The organism is uncultured Vagococcus sp. (assembly GCF_963518325.1).
Lineage (GTDB): Bacteria > Bacillota > Bacilli > Lactobacillales > Vagococcaceae > Vagococcus_D.
In genome coordinates, this window is sequence record NZ_CAUQJB010000040.1 from 1 (window position 1) to 21,873 (window position 21,873).

Sequence of the window (21,873 nt, forward strand, 5' to 3'; positions counted from 1 at the left end):
CTGATAGTCACCAAGATATTTTTCTGTTTTAAGGGAGTTTTGTCTCAGCCTCTTTCTATACTCTTACACTATTCAATTCTGCCATCACCCGTTCCACAATCTCTGGTACTTTAGCCATGGCGCCAATACCGATATCGCCACAGGCTAAGCGTTCCACAACCGGTTTAATTTCTTGGTATCCGTAGCGGGCTAGTTTCGCCATGTTTTCTTGGGTGACAATTTGTTCGTACATCTTTGTATTCATCGCTGGTGCATATAATTTAGGTGTGGTCGTCGGTGTTGCCATGCAAACCGTTGACAGCATGTCATCCGCAATGCCGTTGGCAATCTTGCCTATCGTATTGGCCGTAGTTGGTGCGATTAAAATTAAATCACTGTTTTGCGCCAAATAGATATGATTGATACGTTCCACTGATGGCTCTGTCATAACATCTATGTGAACCGGATTTTCCGATAAAATCTGCATCGTTAATGGGGTGATAAACTGGGTACTGTTCTGGGTCATGATGACGTGAACATCGACTCCCTGTTTTTTCAATTCGGTAACAATTGTTGCTGCTTTATAGGCGGCGATACTTGCGCTAACGCCTAATACGACTCGTTTCATTTAATTCGTTCTTCCTTTCATGGTTTGCTCAATTATTCCTTGAGCAATGGCTTGCTTACTAGTATAGGTTGTAAACTCACCTAGAGGGTTAATTAGATGCCCTAGATGGTGGTCACCGCTAATTTTCGTTTTATCATTTGCCAAAACAAAATCACAGTCGTTTTTTGCCATTAATCTCTTGGCCACTTGCACTAACTGCTCTTCTGGTATATCCACTAACAACTTAAAACCAACTAAGCACGTATCGGGTTGCAACTGTTTAATCAGCCCAATTACTTTTGGTGTTTGCTTCAATTGGAAATACATGGTCTCTGATTGCGAACTTAACTTCTTAGGTTGGCTACTAATCGGCTCAAAGGCTCGGTTCAGTCCCTCAGTAACGGATTGATTTTGTTCTAACTCACTAACTAATGTCTCTTGGCTAGTTGTGCCTACTAAATAATAATCACTCACTGCCATACTGTGAACGACAATATCAAATGTATATCGCTCCAACTGGTTGGTAACCTCCGAAAATAGCTCCTGAACGCTTTCAACCTCTATGATGTTAATAGCTGAGTTAGTCGGTTTTAGCGATCGTTTTGCACTAATTAGTGTCACGTCAACATTTGGTAATTGACTATAGGCTTCGGCCACTAGACTGCCTAGTCTTCCTGTTGAAAAATTCGTAATCGCTCTAACATCATCAATCCGCTCAGAGGTTCCACCAGCTGTAATCAAAACTCGCATATTTGCCACCCTATCCTTTGACTTCTCTTTTATTAACCCTTGTTCCTTACTTAGTGTAGTAGAGATTCAGCTAAAATGAAAGTGGTTAGCCCATAATTTTAGAAAAAATTGAGATTGATAAACTTAAAATTAACCCTTCCTTTTAAGTTTTCCATTTATTTTCAATAAATCGATCCTCAATAACTGATAATCATTATCAATTATGATATACTACGTAAAGATATTCGCTTCCTTTTGATGGAGCTTTATCAGCACTGTCTAGCAGTCTAGATTGTGAAAAAATAATCATTTTAAAGAAGGAGTCATTATTATTCATGGGTAAATCACTTAAAATTCAAGACATGATTACAATTGGCGTTTATTCAGCCATATATTTTGTCTTAACCGCTATTGCATCTGGTGCTGGAACTGCGCTACTACCAGGATTTTCCGTTTTATTATTGCCAGGCTTTTGTGCTCTTATTACCGGTCCCGTCTATTTGTTACTAATTAAAAAAGTACCAAAATTTGGTGCTATCTCAACCATGGGGATTATTATGGGATTATTTTTCATTCTAATTGGTCGTTTTATTTTAGCGATTGTACCTCACATTATTTTTGGAATTGGTGCCGATTTAATTGCAAAAAAAGGCGGCTACGTTGACCGCCGTTTAAACCAACTAAGCTTTTTAGTCTTTTCACTGAATATGACTGGTCCAATTCTGCCTCTTTGGTTTTTCAAAAATGGCTATACTCAAAGCCTTGTTAACCGTGGTAAGGACGCTGAATACATCGCTCGTACCTTCGCCAATATCACTTGGCCAAATCTAGCTGTTTGCTTGATTTTTACAGTCGTATGTGGCGCCATTGGCATTTTTATTGGTCGCAAAATCGTCGACAAACATTTTTCAACGATCTAACCTTATTATCTAATCTTAGTGAAAGGAGACAGTCCCTTTGTCCCAAAAGTTTTTTTTAGATACACAAACTAAACTAATCTTATTGATTTTTGCTAATTTTCTAACCTTTTTTCAATTCTCTTTAATGGATGAATTCGTCAGTGTTAGCTTTCTTTTATTAATTACACTGGTAATTGGTGGCAAAAAACGAGCGGCGATTTACACCTTGATATACTTAAGCTGCATCGCCATTGAGCAATTATTAGTCGGTCACTACCTAAACTATTTCGTGTCCTTCTTTTCTTTATATGCGATCACTTTGAGACGTCTCCTGCCACTTTTACTTGTTGGCGGGCTTTTTATAGGAACCACCAAGGTTTCCGAATTGATGTATACTTTGCGGAAATGGCATTTACCTGAATTTATCGTCATCCCTTTTAGTGTTTTATTTCGTTTTTTCCCTACTTTAAAAGGTGACTACCAACACATTCGATCGGCTATGCGTTTACGTGGCATTGCCGTGACAAATTTTGATTTATTAAAACACCCGATTCAAACCTTGGAATATATTGTGGTTCCGCTACTGATGTCAGCCACAACAACTGCGGTTGATTTAAGTGCTGCCGCTCTCACCCGCGGGATTTCTAATCCAACCAAACACACCACCATCGTTCACAGTGGCTTTCAATTACTAGACTATCTCGTCTTAGCTGTGGCTTTAGGGATTATGCTTCTGAGAGGAGTCTTTTAAATGATTGAATTTAACGAGGTAGCCTTTCACTATGAAAATAACCATGGCTTAGGCGATCTATCATTTACTATTTCCAAAGGAGAGTGCCTGATCCTTTGTGGCAAAAGCGGTTGCGGAAAAACAACCTTAACTCGCTTAATCAATGGGCTGATTCCCGAATTATACGAAGGAAAGATCTCTGGTGATGTCATTGTCAATCAATTTAGGACCACCGAAACACCTATCTACGCCTTATCAGAAATAGTCGGTTCAGTTTTTCAAAACCCTAAAACACAATTTTTTACGGTTGATGTGGAAAGCGAATTAGCCTTTGCCTGTGAGAACATGGGAATAGCCAAAGGAGTGATTGTCGAACGAATGGCGGAAGTCGCCGAATTGTTTGACATTCAGCACTTATTAAACCGTAAAATGTTCGATTTATCCGGTGGCGAAAAACAATTAGTTGCCTTTGCATCTGCTTATATGATTCAACCTAAAATCTTGGTTTTAGACGAGCCTTCAAGCAATCTTGATTTAATGACGATTGAAAAAATCAAGAACATTTTACTGGCGATTAAACAGCGCGGCGCCACCATTGTGATTGCTGAGCACCGTCTTTATTACTTGAAGGATTTAGCAGATCGTTTTGTTCTAATTGAAGAGGGACACATTCATTCAATTTTTTCTGCTAAAGAGTTTGCAACCCTTGATGAAACCACTTTAAGAAATCTTGGTTTACGAACCTTATCACTTGATCATCTGACAACAGAAGCGCCGATACTTTCTTTAGGGACACCCGATACACTTACCATTCCCAAACTACAGTTTCGTTATTCTAAAACCTCAGCTGAAGCTTTAGATTTAACAGACTTGTGTTTTACTTCGGGCGATGTGACTGGTATCTTAGGACGAAATGGGGCAGGTAAATCAACTTTCGCCCGATCGCTGTCTGGTTTACAAAAAAGAACGGTTGGTAACTTCGTATTAAACGAAACAACCTCTTTATCTCGGAAGGATCGCTTAAGCATGAGTTACTTGGTGATGCAAGACGTTAACTATCAACTGTTTTGCGAGACTGTTGAAAAGGAGCTTCTCTTAAAAGCCGGACAACCTGAGTTGTTCAACCGAGTTGTAACCTCATTCAACCTAGAAAAGTTACTAGGCCGCCACCCAATGAGCCTTTCCGGCGGTCAAAAACAACGAGTTGCTGTAGCTACTGCTGTGTTATCTGGAAAAAAAATCATCATTTTGGACGAACCCACCAGTGGTTTGGATTACTATCACATGCAACAAACCAGTCAAATGGTTGCCAACCTCAGAAAGTTGAATGTTTTCATTTTCATTATTAGTCATGATTTGGAATTCATTCAAAGCACTTGCACTAAATTGCTGACCATTGACCAGGGGAAAAAAGGGGCTGAATTCACCCTTGATAAAACCACTACAAAAGAGTTAATAACAATTTTTAATGAGCTGAGCCATTAAAGTGGCACCCGTTACCGATACGATTAATAAGAACATTTAAATCTAGCCTCAAGTCAAAGCTGATTTTTTTCAGCTTTTTTTGCTGTCTTGAGATTTCTCCATAATTCCTACAAAACTCTTGGTTACAATGAGGGGGATTTGATAGATAGGAGGAAGATGATGAAAAACAACAACTTACTGATTACCGTGGCGATTATCTGTATTGCCATTGCTGGAGTGGGGTGGTTCGTTACAGGACAAGCCACAAGCGCTCCAGAGGCTCAACGAGACCAACTTGTGACAACTCCATTAGCCAGTAATAAAACAACTGACTCTATTGATCACTCTAGCAGACAGACTGATTACAAAGGTAATCATCATAGCTCTAATGGACAGCATTGCGCTGATCAATCGATTGACTAAAGAAAGAAGGCTTATTTTATGTTAAATCACTGTACAAACTTTTTTTCTCGAGGAAGATTTGGTATGATAATGCCAATAGGTTGGCTTTGGCTGTTACTTTTAGTTGGAGGTGGTTTATTATTGTGGCATGCTTTGACTAATAGATCCCAACAAAGCCAGCTTACAGAACCAAAGTCTGAGACCGCTCACGAGATATTATTAAAAGAATTTGCTAAAGGCACCATCACTGAAGAAGAATATTTACAGAAAAAGCCATATATGGACTAGCATAAAGATCAGGAGACGATATGAAAATTTTAATTGTAGACGACGAACCTAAAATTTTAGAAATTGTTAAGGCCTATTTAACTGCCAGCAACTACGAGGTGATCGAAGCCTGCAATGGTCTGGATGCCCTCAAGGCATTAACCGAAGAACCTGACCTTGTCGTCCTTGATCTGATGTTGCCTGATTTAAGTGGACTGGACGTTTGTCGCCGTTTGAGGCAACAGTCCAATGTTCCGATTATTATGCTGACAGCAAAATCGGCTGAAGAGGACATCTTGACAGGCCTAAAGGTTGGCGCAGACGATTATCTTGTTAAGCCCTTTAGCCCTAAAGAATTGGTAGCCAGAATCGGGACCGTCTTACGTCGGGTTAATCCTGTTCTCCCTACGGCCTTACTATTTAAAGACTTAATCATCCAGCCCGAAACTCGTCAAGTATTTCTGGATGAGACAGAGGTAAACCTGACAGCTACGGAATTCACCCTTTTAGAAACACTGGCTAAACGGCCTCATCAATTGTTCACTCGTGAACAATTGATCGAACAAATTAAAGGTGACGATTTTGACGGTTTTGATCGGGCTATCGACTCGCATATTAAAAATCTGCGGCAAAAGCTTGGTGATAACCCGAGAAAACCAACTTACATCATGACGGTTCACGGCAGTGGTTATCGGTTCGGTTGCTTATGAAAAAACAGCGGACCCTTCGCACCCAATTGCTCTTTTCTTTTCTTTTAATCTCTCTTTTACTAGTAGGCTTTTTAAGCTTGATTACCATCAACTTGATGAACACTCATTTTGCTAAGTATGTGGATGACAAATACGCTGATACTTTGATTGAGTATCAGCATCGGGTTGAAACTGCCTTCAACCCTCAAACAAATGACTGGTATCAAGAGGAAATCGTGGCGATTGGCGAGCAAGCCAGCATGGGCAACGTCTTAATGACGGTCATAGACCAGCATGAACAACTTATTTGGAGCACTGAAACTAATCAAGGAAGTGGGCGCCACCACATGATGCAGGATCACTGCGCTCAAGCCGTTGCTCGGATTGATAAAACGAATTCTGATTACGTTGAAACCAGCTTGCCGTTAACGGTCAATAATCAAACCCTTGGCAAAGTGACCTTTGGCTATTATGGTGCCTTAAAGTATACGACTAATGATCTGCAGTTTATGCGCACGATGAAACGCAATTTAGCTTTTATTTTTATTTTGGCTCTGCCTCTTTCCTTATTGTTGGCTTCCTTAATTGCTCGACAAATCAGCCGTCCTTTAATCACGGTTAATCAGTTAACAAAAAAAGTGGCACAAGGGGATTACTCTCAACATATCGAGTTGGCGACACCCATTACTGAAATCAGCGAGCTCATTCACTCTGTCAATGAATTAACTCAGCGTCTAGATAGCCAAGACATGCTCCGAAAAAAAATGTCGACTGATATTGCCCACGAAATCCGCACGCCTTTAACAACACTCCAAGGAAATGTTGAAGCAATGATTGACGGGATTTGGGATGTGACACCTGATAGGTTGCAAACCTGCCACGAAGAGATTTTACGTCTCACTCGACTTGTGGCCTCTATCGAGCGAATCTCCCGCTTAGAGGAACAGCAGGAGCCCCTCCTTAAGAGCTCTTTCAACCTCTTAACATTAAGTCAGCACATTGCTAATAATTTTAATGCGGCTCTTAGTGAAAAAGAACTTACTTTCAACATTCAAGGAAATTCGGCTCTTATTGTGGCTGATCAGGATCAATTAAGCCAAGTGTTGACCAATCTTCTTTCAAATGCAATCAAGTTTACACCAGCAAAAGGTACCATTACTCTAAAGATTACCTCTCAACCTGATCACCTTATCCTTGTTGTCAGCGATAGTGGGATTGGCTTGTCTCCTGAGGAAGTCCCCCTCATCTTTGATCGTTTTTATATGGCAGATAAAGCCAGAAACCGCAAGATCGAAGGTCAAGGAATTGGTTTAGCCGTTGTTAAAAGCATTGTTGACGCTCATGGTGGCACTATTAGGGTTGAGAGTAGCCCTAAGGGCACTAGTTTTACGATTACATTACCTCGAAACTAATAAGCCGAGCCTGCACAGATATCTGTGCAGGCTCGGCTTTTATTATTTCCTTAGAACATCATGGTAAGCTGGTGTCCCTTCGATTTCGGCTTTAGCGAAAGGGCATAGGGGGATAATTTTTTTATCCTGAGCTCGAGCTTTTTCAACCACTAGCTTTACGAGTTGTTGAGCCAATCCCTGACCTCGGTATTGTTCATCCACAAAGGTATGATCAATAATGTAGGTATGGTCTCCAGCTACACTAAAAGTAATTTCAGCAATCAATTTTCCAACCTCATCCGCTTGGAAAAAACGAGTGCTTTCTTCAATAAACTTCATCTCATATCCTCCTTATCGTTTTTACAGTGATTAATGTTGAATATACCTTAACGCACTACTGGGACAGGTATCAATCACACGGGTGACTTCTTGGCTATCGGCGTTGTCAGGTAAAATCCAAGGCCGACGATCTAAATTAAAAATCTCTTGATTTCCTCGAACACAATTGCCCGAATGTATACAGATTGAGGTGTTAAAATAGACATCTACCTCTTTCCCACTGTATTTACGGTACCCTTGTTCTAGTAGTTCTGCTTCCATTGTGTCAGCTCCCTTCTGTTTATTGCATTTCATTAAAAATTGGCTCTCTCAGTTTTTGTTGAAACAATCCGTCAATGTCTGTTTTTTACTCTATCGAGAGGGCTTCCTAACGATTTATAGCTTTGCGATGAATTTTACTCATCATTCGGGAAAATGTTTGAAGCTCTTCTGACGTTAGGGCCTCTGTAAAAAAACTCTCTTGAAACGCTTCTTGACTCGGCTGAGCCTGAGACAGGATTTCTTCCCCTTCTGCTGTTAAAGAAATGGTCTTGGTTTTCCACTCTGTTTCTCGACGAATATAGCCTTCTTTTTCAAGACGACTAAGCATTCGAGAAATTCCACCTTGAGTAACTGTGGTTCTTTCGGCTAATTCCCCTTGAGTCAAGGGCTGGTAAACTTTAATTTGCATCAAGGTGTCAAATTGCGCCACCGTTAAACCAAATTCTTTTAAGTGCTCATTGGATAGCTGATTGCTTAAATGAATAAAACGCATCATTCGCAACCAGGTTAAATTACTTAAGCTAACTTTCTCCAATTGTCCACCTCTTCTCTTTACCATCACTTTACTAGGCAAGTGATAAAAATGCAAGTAATTCACCTCAAAAAAGCAATGCTGGCGTAAACCGGCATTGCCCTTCATTACCTACCTAAACTAAATCCCTTGCCCATAACCTCACTGGCAGCCATAGCCACTACGAAGCCGTGAGGGTCAATTGCCAGCACTCGCTCCCGTAGTTCAAGAAATTCTTTTTCAGGAAGCACACACATTAACATTTCCTGCTGCCCTTGAGAATACCCCCCTTTGACAGGTATCGAGGTAACACCTCGGTCCAAGTCTTCCAAAATCATTCCTTGAATCTCCGCAGATTTCTCTGAGATAATTAGAACATTTTTAGAGCGGTCAAAGCTGACTTGTACTAAATCAATCACGCGACCGATAACAAACAGACAAATTAATGAGTAGAGCACAATTTCCACATCAAAGGCGATCAAAGCACCTAAGATAACAAACCCATCAACAACTGAGACGGCTACCCCAATTGGTATCTTTAAATATTTCGTCACAATTTGCGAAATGATCGCTGTACCACCAGTCGAAGCGTTGCCTTTAAAAACTAGACCTAAGCCTAATCCCGTTACAATCCCACCAAAAATCCCTGCCAACAAAGGATTATGAGTCAAAACAGGCATATTCGCCGTAATACCCACAAAAAAAGGATAAATCATACTTCCCACAATTGTTTTCATACCGACTTCTTTTCCTAATAATGCAAAGCACAGCAGTAATAACGGAATATTAATGATGTAAAGGACTGTTGATACATTGAACCCAAAAAGGTGATTGATGATAATACTAATCCCATTGGCACCACCTGCCACGATTTGATTCGGTAATAAGATAGCATTTATCGAGACGGCTAAAACGAAGGCCCCTCCTAAAACATACACCAAATCTAAGACCCGTTCTTTCGTAAAAAAATTTGACATTCTGAACACTCCATTTCTATCGCAAGCTACAGATCACGCTTTCCTATAGCTGTATCACATAAGGTAAAAAGGCATAAAAAAATAGAAAAATGGGGAGTCCCAAATTTCTATTTATAGTGCTTCTTTTGTATTATAACGAAGAGTGAGAAGAAAAGTCAATTAATTCTTAGGTAGCCATCGAGAAGAGCTACTCTAAGAAGGCCCGAACTGCCTCATGAAATGCACTAGTAATTCTGGTGAAATGTGCAAGGAGATAAAAGCCCCCCTTGCCAAAATAAGTGAGGATAAATAATTCCCGACAACAAATGACTCCCCTCCGATAAAGGTCGTGCCAAGGACTAACAGTGGTCGCACTAAGGCAACTCCGACTAGCCAAATTCCCCGACTAAGCGGGTTGTGCTGACCAGCAAACTTAGCTTGAAGGCATTTTGCATTAAACGGTTGATACCTGTCTTCAGGTTTTCATTCTCCTGATACGTTTATCCTTATTATAAGTCATAAACCAAGAAAATAAATCAGGCTTGAGAAGGTTATTCCTCATGAGCTCTCTCATACTTTAGTCTCTTTTAGTCAAAACCCAAGGTTTAGGAATGCTCTCACCCTCGGCAAAGGGTCCTATTAAATGGGCAAATCGCCGAATTATCTGAAAATTAAAACTTTTCAGTTAAATCTCTTGTTTTTTTCAGTTAATTGTGGGAATATTATAAATAGATTAGGTGATGATTAAAAAACAAAGAGTGTTTATCGATTTTTTTCGTTATTGGCTACTTGTTGATACTCTCCCTATTCTTATAAAAAAGTTGATTATTGCTGGCGGTAACAACTGTTGCTGCTGCAAACAACTTTCCCCCCCTTTTAAAGCCTTGGAGCATGTAATGTTCTCCTTGGCTTTTTACCTTGTTCCCCTTAAGCTTATGAGGGATAATGGAGCTATATCCAATGACTTACAAGAAAATATGATTTAAAGGAGATTATTATGACCACATTTTATTGTGTGCGCCACGGTAAGACTGAATTTAACCTCAATAAAACCTTTCAAGGTGGTGGTATTGATTCCCCCTTACTCGCAGAAGGACGAACAGGTGCAACCTTAGTTGGCAACCATTTAAAAGCCGTTCCCTTTAAAAAGGTTTTTGTTAGTCCTCAAAAACGCGCTCAAGACACCGCTCAGCTAATCTTAGATCAACACAACCACCCTCCGAAGTTAGAAACCATTGAAGATTTACGCGAGATGGGATTTGGGTCGTGGGACGGACAACCTGAAATTAATTACCACCATGACGCTGAATTTCAACATCTGGTTCATCGGCCACACCTTTACAATCCCAGCCATTTTGGCGGTGAGACTTTCGCAGCCATGATTCAACGGGGAAAGCTGATATTCCAAAAAATAGCCAAGGAGCACCCTGAAGATGATGTCTTGATTGTCTCTCATGGTCTTTTTCTGCAAACCTTGTTGAAAGACCTTCAGGGCACCCCTCTATCAGAGATTCGTCAGGGCAGTTTTTTAGACAACACCAGCGTCACGACGGTCATCAGCTCCAATGAAGGTCAAACTCTGACTATCGACACTTGGAATGATACTAGTTTTATCCCTTAATAAACAGTAGGCTTACCAACCCATTGTCTCGGGAAGTAAACCTGCTGTTTTGTTAATCCAATTGGTATAATTGACGTAATCGCTTTTGATCCACAGATAAACCGTGACCAAATTCAATGAAATAAGGTTGTTGCCACTTCTGGGTAGCTAAGGCTTGAGAGCTAGTTGGTTGATCCCAAACTGGATAGACTCGCATTGCCATTTTCCCTGGTTTCTCTTGACTTAAGATCCCTCGTCTGGCTAGTTCTTCTTTAGGGAAAACAAATTGTCCAGACCTTTCAGACGTGAAAGTGTTAACCACTAAAACATCGGGACTATCCGTTGCAGAGTAAGGGGTATTCTTCCCTTGATCTTTATACCAAAGGGCCACGAATTGGCCTATTTTTTTAGGCGTTATTTTAGCCACTCGATATCAGACACTGGTCTTTTCCAGCCAAAATCGCCCAGCACCATACTCTAGATTTTGGAGTTCTACGCTCACTTTATCAGGGATTAATGTCCGATACAGTTCTTTTTGCACAACTGCTAAACTTTGCTTAAAATCAGTCATCTTGAGCCACCTTTTCTTGCCAAAAAGCTTGGATCTGCTGATCTAACTGGCCGAGAGTATGGGCAATTTGTCCATGCTGCCAATGCGGTGGAAAATAGCGTTTATACCTCTGAGTGTTAAATCGTTGATCCAACAATAAAACAACCCCGATATCATGACTGTCACGAATGACGCGGCCAGCGGCTTGCAATACTTTATTCATGCCCGGTATTTGATAGGCGTATTGAAAACCATCGCCATTTTGCTGATCGTAGTAGCCCTTTAATAGCTCCTGCTCTAAGTTCACCTGTGGCAGCCCAACACCGACAATCGCCACACCACTTAAGCGATCCCCTTTCAAATCGATTCCTTCTGAAAAGATACCGCCTAACACACAAAAAGCAACTAAGCTCGAGCTTGGCTCCGGAACAAACTGATTCAGAAATGCCTCCCGTTCTTCTTCACTCATTTGGCCTGTTTGAGTCATGGTCAATATTTCTGGATGGGCCTCGCTAAAGCCGTAAAGAACTTGATCCAAATAAGCATAGGAAGGAAAGAAAACCATGTAATTACCAGTTTTCCCTTTGACCATTGAGGCGATACTCTCGATTAAATCAGGAATGTTTTTTTCCCGTTCGCGGTAGGTCGTTTGTAAATAATCTGCTACCACCAGTAACTGATTATAAGGATCAAAGGGAGAAGGTAGCTGATAAGTTAAGCCTTCCTCACCACCACCTAATACATCTGAATAATAAAACAAGGGCGACAAACTAGCTGAAAATAAGACACTGGCTTTGCCTTTTGCCAATGTTTGCCCTAATAAATAGGAGGGATCCAGACACAATTGCTTGATATATACGTCTTTATCTTTGCATGAAACATACGTCATATAACGTTCATCGTACAATTCACTGATCTTCAAATAATTGATGACCTCAAAATAAAGGCCGAGAACTTCCTTTTCTCCCTGACCATTCAGATGTTGAGGTAACCATTCTTTAACCGCTTCATTAAGTTGATACAAATGATGAAATAAGGAATCTACTGGTTCACTCTGTTTCATGAAATCACGGTCTTCGCAGGCATCTCCAAATTGTTTTAATTCTTTCATTACACGGGTTAAACGGCGGCGTAATAGCTTGTCTTCCGTTGGCAAAATCTTTTTAACTGCAGCAAATTGATTCCGTGATAAACTGGCTGAAAACATCTCTTTCCCTCGATTGACCAGATTATGAGTCTCATCCACTAAAAAGACATAATCCTCTTTCTCTGCTTGAAAAAAGCGCCGCAAATAGACAATTGGATCAAATAAATAGTTGTAATCACAAATAATCGTGTCACACCACAAACTAATATCTAATGACAATTCAAACGGACAGAGGGTGTGCTTACGGGCGTATGCTTCAATCACCTCACGGGTTAACTGATCTTCATGTTCCAACAAATCAAAAAGGCCTTCGTTTAAGCGATCATAATAACCATTGGCAAAAGGACAATGTTCGGGTGTACAGATTCGCTCGTCCAAAAAACAAATCTTGTCCTTTGCTGTTAAGGTGACACTCTTTAGTTTCAGACCCTTCCGCTTCATTCCCTCAACGGCGTCTTCTGCCACTTGACGGGTGATGGTCTTAGCCGTCAAATAAAAAATTTTTTCGGTCTTTCCTTCGCCTATACTTTTGACAGCCGGAAATAAAGTAGAAATTGTTTTACCAGTACCTGTCGGCGCTTCTGTGTACAATTTTTTTTCCGACAAGATAGTCTTATAAGTGGCCACAGCTAATTCCCGCTGACCTTTACGATAGTCTCCGTAAGGAAAGGTTAACTTTTGAATGGAGCTATTTCGAATTGTCGTCCAATTGTCTTGAAAAATTAACCAAACTTCATACCGACTGATTAATTCTTGAAAAAAAGCCTCTAGTTCAGCGAAGGTATGGGTTCTCTTTTGACGGGTAATCTCCTCTGATACGCTTTGCATATAGGTCAACTGGACCTGAATTTCACTAAGCTCTTCCTCATGGGCTACCATATAGCCATAACACATGGCTTGGTACCAGTACAGGTCAAGTTGTTCCTGAGAAACATCTTCAAACTCACGCTCAGAAGTTTTGATTTCATCAATGGTCACCCCATTGCCATCACGAATAATTCCATCTGCTCGTCCGTCAATCACTAACTCACGTTCTGCTAGTGGCACTTTTATGGATAAGGTGACTTCTTTTTGATAGTCAGGGCCCATGGCTTTTTGAATTTTAGTATGGAGGCGGGTTCCTTCTGCCATGGCATTATCCAGGCTAGTAATTCGTGAATCAATGCTGCCTTTTCGCATGATAAATTCAACTAAACGCCTGACAGATAACTGATTTTTAATTGCCATTTAGACCTCCTTGCTTGCCTTTGAACCTCTAGGCAAGCCACCTGTTTCATATTTTTCCTACTTTTCGCTAATTAGTTTAAGCAAAACGGGGTGCGTTCTCTTGTTCCTCCATTATAGAACATACATTCCCATTGTACAAATCAAATCGTTGACATTTTTCTTTAAAGGCACTAGACTAATAGAGAATAAAAAAGCTTACTAAATGTAAGCTGCAAATCAAAAGAGGTGCTTACATGAAAATAGATATTTGGTCTGATTTCGCTTGTCCGTTTTGTTACATCGGCAAACGTCACTTAGAAACAGCTTTAGCTGGTCGTGAGGATGTGGAGGTTGTTTTTCACAGCTTCGAGCTTGACCCACAAGCTGCTACTCACTACGAAGAAGATATTCACCAACTGATTGCTAATAAATACGGGATTAGCTATGAACAATCTAAGGCTAACAACGATCAAGTTAGACAAATGGCAGCTGCAACAGGATTAACTTACGACTTTGAAGCCATGCAACCAACTAACACTTTTACGGCTCATCGTTTGGCTCAATTGGCTAAAAATCAGGGCAAAGGCAATGAATTTGTAGAAGCCGGCATGGATGCCTATTTCACTAAAGGGGCTTTCTTAAATGATGAAGAGACCTTAGTCGCTATCGGAACTAGTGTGGGCTTAGATGAGACTGAGCTACGCCGGGTCATCCATTCCAATGACTATTTGGCACCTGTCCGAGTTGATCAGACAAAAGCACTGGAATTAGGCATACAAAGTGTGCCCTTCTTCTTAATTAACGATCAATATGCCATCAGTGGCGCCCAACCTGTTGCAACCTTTGAAAACGTCTTAAAACAAGTGCCAACTGAAGGACAACCGAGTAAGGACCTAAATTGTGAAGATGGTTCTTGCAGCATTTAATCACACTTACTCGGCTCCACACCAAATAAATAAGGCTCTGGACATCTGTCCTAGCCTTATTTCCTTTGCTTTTAATGACTTGCTGGTTGTCCCTCTCTCGTAATCAACGCTTCTTCCAAAACTTGATTCGGCTTCCCACTCATCAAATCATCTAAATAGGTTGCAACTACGGTTGAGATTGATTGACTGGACTCTTGAAAGAAAATACTCGGTGTATGATCTACGGCGTAGTGAATCACGCCATCAATTGTATAAATAGGCTCTTTCATCGTCGTTGGGATCGAACTCTCAATTGCCCCATGCTCGTCACAGCTGACATCAATCAACAAGGTACCGTTTTTTAAGCGCTTTAAGTCCTCTTGATAAATTAAATGATCTTGTCGAGATCGATCCCACAATGTTCCGTTGACAACCACATCATACATTGGCAATTCTTCACGAAATAAGTCTTCTTGCTGTCGGTTAAAGACCGTCACGTTGGCACCTAGCTGATTCAACAACTCGATTGCCCCTTGAGCCACATTTCCACGACCAATCACAGCTACTTTTTTGTTTTTGGGTAATTTTCCAACCAGTCGAAAGGCATCAATAATGGCCGACCCACCTGCTAACTGATTGTTCCGCCAAAAGCTATGACGACCCTTTTTGTACATATTTGCCCATTCGTAAGACGTCAATTTATTGCGTTGAAGTAAGGCAAGGCGCTCTGGATTTGCTTCAGCATGAATCCACCCAAAAATCGTCTGCCCTGGTTGAAGCTGTTCTAAATAATCAGCATCCCCAATTTTAGGATCAGAGACAATTTGTTGACTCAAGGCTTCCTCCCGAGAAACGATGTGACATCCTAACGCTTGATAGTCTTTGTCTGAAATCTGCATCACTTCGCCATAATTCTTTTCAAAGTAAAGCTCGGATTGATACGCTAACTTTCCAATGTCAACCGGCAATAGCCCCCGGCGATGTTCGTTTTCTTTGGAACTAATGACAAATCCTACTGTTTTTACATTGTTCATTTTTTTCATACTCCTTCTTCTAAGTAAGCAGATGAAACCATATGACTGACTGCAGTGTCCGAGCAGGCCCAAAAAGTGCAAGCGTGCTTCACTAAACTAATAAGTGACTCCCTCTAATCTAACACAAAAATACAGATAATAGGTGAATGACGGTTTATCGACTACCCCGTCCTCATCTATTATCTGTTGATTAGTTTCTAGTCCACAACTCGTTCTCGCTTAATCTGCTTTAATTCAGCCACCAGCATAATGCTGATAATAATCAGTAAATACCAGCTAGTAATTTTCCCAAGATGAACAGGACGCCAGCGTTCCAATTGATCAGGGTATGCCCAGGCTCCAAGGAAACTTGCAATATTTTCAGCTAGCCAAATAAAAAATCCGATGAGAAAAAATGAGAGGGACATTGGCATGGTTAACCTCAATTCGTCAACTTGAAATGAGACACGCGTTCGGAAAAAAACCACAAAAACCAAGCCGATTAACCACCACCTCAAGTCCCATATATAGTGATGGGTGTAGAAATTAAAATAAATCCCACCACATAACAGCCAGACTGTCACTGATTTAGGCCAGTGAGCAATGTGTAGATCAAATACTTTCCAAGCTTTGCATATATAACTGCCAATACTCGCATACATAAACCCACTATACAGTGGCACACCACCTAGCTTAATCAATCCAGGTTCGGGATAACTCCATGAGCCTACTTGAATCTTATATATTTCCAAGGCTAAGCCTATTACATGAAACAACATGATCACTTTAAATTCATCTAAGGTTTCAAATTTTATTCCCAATAAAACTAATTGTATCAAGACACAGGTCACAAATAAAAGGTCATACCTGGCAATACCTGGTATACTGACCACTTTTGTAACAGCTAAGGCCACAAAAATCAATGCGGGAAACAAGCAACAACGCACCTGATTCAAGCCAAATGCCCAAAACAACGTAGCCCCTCTCTTCAAAGACACACTCTCACTAACGTCCATCTCCAACCTCCTAACCCTTTCACTATTAGTTTAGCGGTTAGTACGTTACCTGTCTCAGATCTTAAGAACTCTTTAGCAATTAATAGTTTATTTACTAAAAACCTAATATTGTTTAAAAAATCTTAAAAAAGAAGCCACCTTATTAGATGACTTCCTTCACTACGTTAAACTGTTTCCTTGGCCAAACTTTCACCTAAGGCATTTAAACGTGTTTCCCACTGATCGTGGCTTAATGCATGCTCCACCACATAGCGGTTGGCCTCATGAGCGCGACATTCCGCAGAACAGCCACGAAGATATTTATGTTCGTTCTCTTCTGAGGCGATCATTTGACGGTTACAATACGGATTAGAACAGTTACAGTAGCGTTCACAAGGTTCCCCATCAAACCAATCTTTCGCAATCACCACATGCTCCACGTGATTGATCGGCACGCTTAAGCGTTCATCAAAGACGTACATCATACCGTCCCAAAGATCACCACGAACTTCTGGATCACGGCTGTACATGGCAATACCGCCATCTAATTGACCGACATCTTTAAAACCTTCACGGACTAACCAGCCAGAGAATTTCTCACAACGAATGCCGCCTGTACAATAAGTCACCACGCGTTTTTCCATAAATTCCTCTTTATTGTCCTGAATCCATTGTGGCAAATCACGGAAATTACGAATATCTGGACGAATCGCCCCACGAAAATGACCAAGATCATACTCGTAGTCATTACGAGCATCGATTACAACCGTGTTATCGTCCATTAGAGCCTCACGAAAGTCTTTAGGCGATAAATACTCACCTGTTAGCTCGTGAGGGTTAATATCGTCTTCTAGGCTCAATGAGACGATCTCTTCACGTGGTCGCACATGCATTTTCTTAAAGGCATGACCATCAGCTTGGTCAATTTTAAATAGCGTGTCTTTAAAGCGAGGATCACTGTGCATGGCATCAATGTATGTTTCTGTGTCTTCTGTCAATCCTGACAGAGTACCGTTAATTCCTTCACCTGCCACTAAAATACGCCCTTTTAGGTTAAGGGACTTACAGAAAGCCAGATGCTCCTTTACGAATTGCTCAGGATTCTCGATGGTAACATATTGATAATATAATAATACTTGGTACTTCTTCAACCTAATTCCTCCTAATTTGAAAAGCCATTTGCAGATTCTTCGGCAATTCGAAGTCAGCTCACCGGCTTGTCTTAACTAATATCGACCTTAGCTTTTTTCATAAAACGTCCTGACAGAAAACAAGCTAAAAAATTCGTTCATTAAAATTATAGTGTAAGTACTACTAAAACATCAACTTTATTGCTTATTTCACAAAAAAAAGAGGAAGTCTGGCAAATTAATTAGAAATAGTTGACTAGCTGATGTTTTCTGGTTAATCTAATCTATAGACAAAGAATTAAACTATCGCGTATTGGAGCGGAAACTATGTTCTGGAAAGAAATCAAAACACAATTTAAATTATTCGATGGCATCATCATCGCAGCCCTTATTATTTTATCCTTTGCCCCCTATGCGGTTTTAGCAATTACCCAAAAGGATCTAAGCATTAGCACCAAACAGACGACAGCCATTGTCTCTATTGATGGCAAAGAAATCGATCGTTTTACGTTATCAGAAGACACGGAACATCAATTGGTCACCTATCACCCTTCCAAAAAACAGTACAACATTGTGGAGATCGAAGGTACCCGAATTCGTGTCAAAGAAGATAACAGCCCCGATCAAATTGCGGTTAAAACTGGATGGATCAGCAAACCAGGCCAGACATCCATTTGTTTACCTCACCGGTTAGTCGTGGAAATCGTCGGCGTTTCAGACGATCCTGACGACGATATGATTATTACGTATTAAAACAAAAAGATCTAGCGCGAGCTAGATCTTTTTTGTCTATCATGAGTCATTCCTAAGGGTTACTCTTTGACCGGCAATAACAATCTCAGCCCATTAAAGATAACCACTAAGGTACTGCCTTCGTGGACTAAAATACCAATAGGTAAATTCATCTTGCCAAAGATATTTAAAATGACCAGAAAGACTACTACAGCCATGGCGAAGTATACATTTTGCCAGACAATCTTATCCAGACGCTTCGCTACTTTATGAGCATAGCTCAATTTTGTTAAGTCGTTATTCATCAAGACCGCATCGGCGACATCCATTGCGACATCTGTTCCGTCGCCCATGGCGATTCCAATATCGGCATTCACCAACGCAGGGGCATCGTTTACCCCATCTCCTAACATGGCTACTACTCCATATTTAACCTGTTGGTCTGCAACAATCGCGGATTTATTTTCCGGTAACACATTGCCGATGATTTCATCCATGCCCAATTGCTTGCCAATGGCCTGACCGGTTTTTTCTGAATCTCCTGTGATCATCGTTGTATGAATCTGTTGCGATTTCAAGTAACTGATAACCTCTTTGGCATGCTCATTAGGCACATCCATCATAGCAATTAAACCGACAACTTGTTCATTCTCTGAAAAATAAACAACGGTCTTGCCTTCCTCTGAATAACGGTGATTTAAATCCGTCATGGCTTGGGTCACATCAGTAAAACTTTCTGGTTTTCCAATGCGGTAAACACGGCCCTCAACTTGTGAGACTAGGCCCTTACCAATGTCATTTTTAACCTCTAAATTCATTTCTGTTTCGTTGCTGAATTTAGCTAAAATCGCATTAGCCAATGGATGATTGGCTGTTCGTTCCATGGCCACAATAATATCAGTGTAACGTTGTTCCTGAGTCCCATCACTAAAGAAATAATCGGTAACTTGGGGTTTCCCAGCTGTTAAAGTACCGGTCTTATCAAAGGCCACAGCTTGAACATCTGCAAGGTTCGATAAATAAGAACCGCCTTTAAAGAGAACCCCTTTTTTAGCTAGATTAGAAATAGCTGATAAAGTAGCTGGTACAGCGCTAGCTGCCAAGGCACAAGGGGAGGCCACCGTTAGAAAAACCATCCCACGATAGAAACTTTCATACCAGCTCCATCCCATAATAAAGGGCATCATCAAAATAAAAAGTGGTACAATCATTAAAACACTCTTTACATATAACGGTTCCAGTTGCTGAATTTTAGTTCCTGTCTTTGTTAAATTAGACTGAGATTGATTAACTAACTGCAATATTTTGGAAAATAAGGTGTCCTGACTGTCTTTTGTCACTTCCATGGTAAACGTACCATTGCCGTTAATTGTACTACCAAAAACATCGTCTCCAACAGTTTTTTCCCGAGGCATGCTTTCACCGTTAATCGAACTTTCATCAATCGCACTGTAGCCTGATAAAATCACGCCATCTGTCGGTATTTGATCACCGTTTAAGACTTTTAAGTGATCACCAATTCCCAAGGCCGTTACTTCCACAATCTTCGTTGATCCGTCATCTTGAATCAATCGGGCCTCTGTGGGATTCATTTTCATTAAGTTGGTAATTTCCCGTTTACTTTTGCCCTCAGCATACTCTTCTAAAAAATGGGCTGAAGCAAAAATGACAATTAGCAGGGCTCCTTCTTGAAAATCACCAATTAGTGATGCCCCAAATGCCGCTAAAGTCATTAAGATATGGACATTCGGTGTGAACTTCCCTTGTGCCTTGGTTGAGACAATCGTATCACTAATTCCTTCTTCAATAATGTGGTAGCCAGACATTAACATAGCCAACACGTACAACCCATTTTGAAGTAATCCCTCATTAAGAAACATCGCCACTAAAAAGGCTGCTAAACCGATAAAAAATAAGATAACTGGCATCTTCCCATGATCGTGATCATGAGAATGCTCATGGGTATGACCATTGCCCTGGCTGTCGTGCTCACAACTGTGACTGTGTTCTGTTGCTTTTTCCATAAGACTTCTCCTCTTTTCTCACTTACTTTATATAAGAAACGTATGAATACTTGTTCATGTGTTTAGTATACAATGTTTCCTAAAAAAGTGCAAGAGTTTTCCAACAAAAAAGAAACTTAATATAACAAAACGAAATGATTTCTATTTACTTCGTATTTTTAATGAACACATATATTAAAAATAAACAAAGAAAACCATCTTCATCTGTAAGTTTACTAGCTACCATAAATAAGCGATTTATTTTTATAGGCTAACTTCTTTGTCACAGCCAAGATTTATCCGAAACATTGCCCGTAAACCAATTCATTATCTTATCTTTCAACTAATCTTTCAGCTGCAAACACATTAGCAAGCTAAATAACCCGGTTAACATCGATCCCCTCGCAAAATAAAGACTGTCTGAGTATGATTTTAGACCATTCTAACAATCAATTAAATCACATTTTTTTCTAAAAAAAAAAGACCTTAGCCTCAAGGTCTTCTAACCATTTCATCTCTTTGTTCCCTTTCTTCTTTAATACCAGGCGCTTGGAATCTTTTGGTCATCTGCAAACAGATTAGGCTCCAGCGCTAATAAGGATGACACTAGCTCATAAACTGGTTGCGCCTCAATCACCAAGGACTTAGCGTCTCCAATTAACCCTTCCCGAATCAATTTATGGGCCACCAATGGCTCATAAAGCTTGTCATAATGTTGAGATACATCACCGATGTGGCGGTGCTGAGGAGCCTCAATGATTCCCGATGGCAACTTGATTTGCAAGGCTTCCCGCTCAACCGTTAAACGATTTGGAATGCCGTTCCATTCTTCTACGCCGTGAATAAAAGTGTTTGTTTTTAAGGTTGCGCCTAAAAATAGGATTTTAGCGTCTACATCTAGCAATTTCCCCCAACAGCCCTGTCGCCCACAAGGGGTGGCAATGACTTCCTCCCCGGCCACAAAAGCCTCTGCTTCAGCACCATAGGCCGCTACGGAATGAGTAGGATGCAGCGAACGCACCACACCTGCTTGAGCCATAAACGTATTAGGTAAAATTCCCACACAAGCAGGCTCTGTAGCCGGATCAAAAAGGGGATTCCCTTTATTAATCTGACGCCAAGTATGAGTGGGAAAAATCAAAAGACCTTCTACATAGCTCATTAACCCTTGGATCAGTCCGACTGGCCCCCCTTCAACCTTACCAACAGCCTTATAAGATGAGTGGACTAACAACCTGTCTCCTGGAGTAATTCCCAAAGCTTCGAGGTCTTTAATTAATTTTTTTTTAGTATGCATCTGCTGTACCTCCTCATAGTGATTCTAATCCAAATTAAACCAAAGGCAGACTAGCCTAATGACCGTCGACT

General features: G+C 40.6%; 25 protein-coding genes. 11 read left to right on the forward strand and 14 right to left on the reverse strand.

What is annotated here, in order from left to right; genetic code table 11:
* Positions 1 to 55: 55 nt before the first annotated feature.
* Both RWN13_RS20965 and coaB read right to left on the reverse strand, forming a co-directional pair.
* Complete coding sequence (locus tag RWN13_RS20965) at positions 56 to 607, reverse strand: flavoprotein (protein WP_314067710.1); 552 nt, start codon at positions 605 to 607, stop codon at positions 56 to 58.
* On the reverse strand, positions 608 to 1,336 hold the full coding sequence (gene coaB, locus RWN13_RS20970) for a phosphopantothenate--cysteine ligase (RefSeq protein ID WP_314067712.1): 729 nt from the start codon (positions 1,334 to 1,336) through the stop codon (positions 608 to 610).
* Between the two features lie 314 nt (positions 1,337 to 1,650).
* On the opposite strand from coaB, the gene RWN13_RS20975 reads away from it, so the two are divergent.
* The 7 genes from RWN13_RS20975 (at position 1,651) to RWN13_RS21005 (ending at position 7,178) form a co-directional block, all read left to right on the forward strand.
* Positions 1,651 to 2,235, forward strand: coding sequence for an MptD family putative ECF transporter S component (locus RWN13_RS20975; protein WP_314067713.1), 585 nt, complete (start codon positions 1,651 to 1,653; stop codon positions 2,233 to 2,235).
* Between the two features lie 37 nt (positions 2,236 to 2,272).
* Positions 2,273 to 2,965: an energy-coupling factor transporter transmembrane component T gene (locus RWN13_RS20980; protein WP_314067714.1), complete on the forward strand. Its 693-nt coding sequence runs from the start codon at positions 2,273 to 2,275 to the stop codon at positions 2,963 to 2,965.
* A complete protein-coding gene (locus RWN13_RS20985; protein WP_314067715.1) occupies positions 2,966 to 4,429 on the forward strand; it encodes an ABC transporter ATP-binding protein in 1,464 nt (487 codons plus the stop codon).
* A 159-nt stretch (positions 4,430 to 4,588) separates the two neighbouring features.
* Positions 4,589 to 4,831, forward strand: a complete 243-nt coding sequence (locus RWN13_RS20990) for a hypothetical protein (RefSeq protein WP_314067716.1) — start codon at positions 4,589 to 4,591, stop codon at positions 4,829 to 4,831.
* Positions 4,832 to 4,894: 63 nt separating this feature from the next.
* Complete coding sequence (locus tag RWN13_RS20995; RefSeq protein ID WP_314067717.1) at positions 4,895 to 5,098, forward strand: SHOCT domain-containing protein; 204 nt, start codon at positions 4,895 to 4,897, stop codon at positions 5,096 to 5,098.
* Positions 5,099 to 5,118: 20 nt separating this feature from the next.
* Positions 5,119 to 5,787, forward strand: coding sequence for a response regulator transcription factor (locus RWN13_RS21000; RefSeq protein ID WP_314067719.1), 669 nt, complete (start codon positions 5,119 to 5,121; stop codon positions 5,785 to 5,787).
* The gene (locus RWN13_RS21005; RefSeq protein WP_314067720.1) at positions 5,784 to 7,178 is read left to right on the forward strand and encodes a HAMP domain-containing sensor histidine kinase; all 1,395 of its coding nucleotides are present in this window, start codon (positions 5,784 to 5,786) and stop codon (positions 7,176 to 7,178) included. The genes RWN13_RS21000 and RWN13_RS21005 overlap by 4 nt, the downstream gene beginning before the upstream one ends.
* Positions 7,179 to 7,220: 42 nt before the next feature.
* On the opposite strand, the gene RWN13_RS21010 is transcribed toward RWN13_RS21005, so the two are convergent.
* The 4 genes from RWN13_RS21010 to RWN13_RS21025 form a co-directional block, all read right to left on the reverse strand.
* Positions 7,221 to 7,496, reverse strand: a complete 276-nt coding sequence (locus tag RWN13_RS21010; RefSeq protein WP_314067722.1) for a GNAT family N-acetyltransferase — start codon at positions 7,494 to 7,496, stop codon at positions 7,221 to 7,223.
* Between the two features lie 30 nt (positions 7,497 to 7,526).
* Positions 7,527 to 7,757 carry a (4Fe-4S)-binding protein gene (locus RWN13_RS21015; protein WP_314067724.1) on the reverse strand — a complete coding sequence of 77 codons (231 nt, stop codon included), beginning with the start codon at positions 7,755 to 7,757 and terminating at the stop codon, positions 7,527 to 7,529.
* 106 nt (positions 7,758 to 7,863) lie between these two features.
* Complete coding sequence (locus RWN13_RS21020) at positions 7,864 to 8,292, reverse strand: MarR family transcriptional regulator (protein ID WP_314067725.1); 429 nt, start codon at positions 8,290 to 8,292, stop codon at positions 7,864 to 7,866.
* A gap of 104 nt (positions 8,293 to 8,396) precedes the next feature.
* On the reverse strand, positions 8,397 to 9,245 hold the full coding sequence (locus RWN13_RS21025) for a YitT family protein (RefSeq protein ID WP_314067726.1): 849 nt from the start codon (positions 9,243 to 9,245) through the stop codon (positions 8,397 to 8,399).
* Between the two features lie 719 nt (positions 9,246 to 9,964).
* Here RWN13_RS21025 and RWN13_RS21030 point away from each other — a divergent pair.
* Entirely contained in the window at positions 9,965 to 10,210 is a 246-nt protein-coding gene (locus tag RWN13_RS21030; RefSeq protein WP_314067727.1) for a hypothetical protein, read from the forward strand.
* Positions 10,211 to 10,221: 11 nt separating this feature from the next.
* Positions 10,222 to 10,845 (forward strand): histidine phosphatase family protein, encoded by a 624-nt coding sequence (locus RWN13_RS21035; RefSeq protein ID WP_314067729.1) that lies wholly within the window; start codon positions 10,222 to 10,224, stop codon positions 10,843 to 10,845.
* A gap of 52 nt (positions 10,846 to 10,897) precedes the next feature.
* Here RWN13_RS21035 and RWN13_RS21040 read toward each other — a convergent pair whose 3' ends face one another.
* The 3 genes from RWN13_RS21040 to RWN13_RS21050 are packed head-to-tail and all read right to left on the reverse strand — an operon-like array spanning position 10,898 to position 13,748.
* Entirely contained in the window at positions 10,898 to 11,251 is a 354-nt protein-coding gene (locus RWN13_RS21040; RefSeq protein ID WP_314067730.1) for a MepB family protein, read from the reverse strand.
* A 6-nt stretch (positions 11,252 to 11,257) separates the two neighbouring features.
* Positions 11,258 to 11,395, reverse strand: coding sequence for a hypothetical protein (locus RWN13_RS21045; RefSeq protein WP_314067732.1), 138 nt, complete (start codon positions 11,393 to 11,395; stop codon positions 11,258 to 11,260).
* Positions 11,388 to 13,748, reverse strand: coding sequence for an ATP-dependent DNA helicase (locus RWN13_RS21050; protein WP_314067733.1), 2,361 nt, complete (start codon positions 13,746 to 13,748; stop codon positions 11,388 to 11,390). Before RWN13_RS21050 ends, RWN13_RS21045 begins: the two co-directional genes overlap by 8 nt.
* 233 nt (positions 13,749 to 13,981) lie before the next feature.
* On the opposite strand from RWN13_RS21050, the gene RWN13_RS21055 reads away from it, so the two are divergent.
* A complete protein-coding gene (locus tag RWN13_RS21055; protein WP_314067736.1) occupies positions 13,982 to 14,653 on the forward strand; it encodes a DsbA family oxidoreductase in 672 nt (223 codons plus the stop codon).
* Between the two features lie 71 nt (positions 14,654 to 14,724).
* Here RWN13_RS21055 and RWN13_RS21060 read toward each other — a convergent pair whose 3' ends face one another.
* From RWN13_RS21060 to RWN13_RS21070, 3 genes are all read right to left on the reverse strand, one after another.
* Positions 14,725 to 15,666, reverse strand: a complete 942-nt coding sequence (locus RWN13_RS21060) for a N(5)-(carboxyethyl)ornithine synthase (protein ID WP_314067737.1) — start codon at positions 15,664 to 15,666, stop codon at positions 14,725 to 14,727.
* A gap of 197 nt (positions 15,667 to 15,863) precedes the next feature.
* The gene (locus tag RWN13_RS21065) at positions 15,864 to 16,661 is read right to left on the reverse strand and encodes a DUF817 domain-containing protein (protein WP_314067739.1); all 798 of its coding nucleotides are present in this window, start codon (positions 16,659 to 16,661) and stop codon (positions 15,864 to 15,866) included.
* Positions 16,662 to 16,825: 164 nt separating this feature from the next.
* Positions 16,826 to 17,791 carry a rhodanese-related sulfurtransferase gene (locus RWN13_RS21070; RefSeq protein WP_314067740.1) on the reverse strand — a complete coding sequence of 322 codons (966 nt, stop codon included), beginning with the start codon at positions 17,789 to 17,791 and terminating at the stop codon, positions 16,826 to 16,828.
* Positions 17,792 to 18,097: 306 nt separating this feature from the next.
* On the opposite strand from RWN13_RS21070, the gene RWN13_RS21075 reads away from it, so the two are divergent.
* On the forward strand, positions 18,098 to 18,523 hold the full coding sequence (locus RWN13_RS21075) for a NusG domain II-containing protein (RefSeq protein ID WP_314067742.1): 426 nt from the start codon (positions 18,098 to 18,100) through the stop codon (positions 18,521 to 18,523).
* A gap of 59 nt (positions 18,524 to 18,582) precedes the next feature.
* On the opposite strand, the gene RWN13_RS21080 is transcribed toward RWN13_RS21075, so the two are convergent.
* Positions 18,583 to 20,526 (reverse strand): heavy metal translocating P-type ATPase, encoded by a 1,944-nt coding sequence (locus RWN13_RS21080; protein WP_314067743.1) that lies wholly within the window; start codon positions 20,524 to 20,526, stop codon positions 18,583 to 18,585.
* A gap of 514 nt (positions 20,527 to 21,040) precedes the next feature.
* Complete coding sequence (locus RWN13_RS21085) at positions 21,041 to 21,802, reverse strand: AAC(3) family N-acetyltransferase (RefSeq protein WP_314067745.1); 762 nt, start codon at positions 21,800 to 21,802, stop codon at positions 21,041 to 21,043.
* Positions 21,803 to 21,873 lie beyond the last annotated feature (71 nt).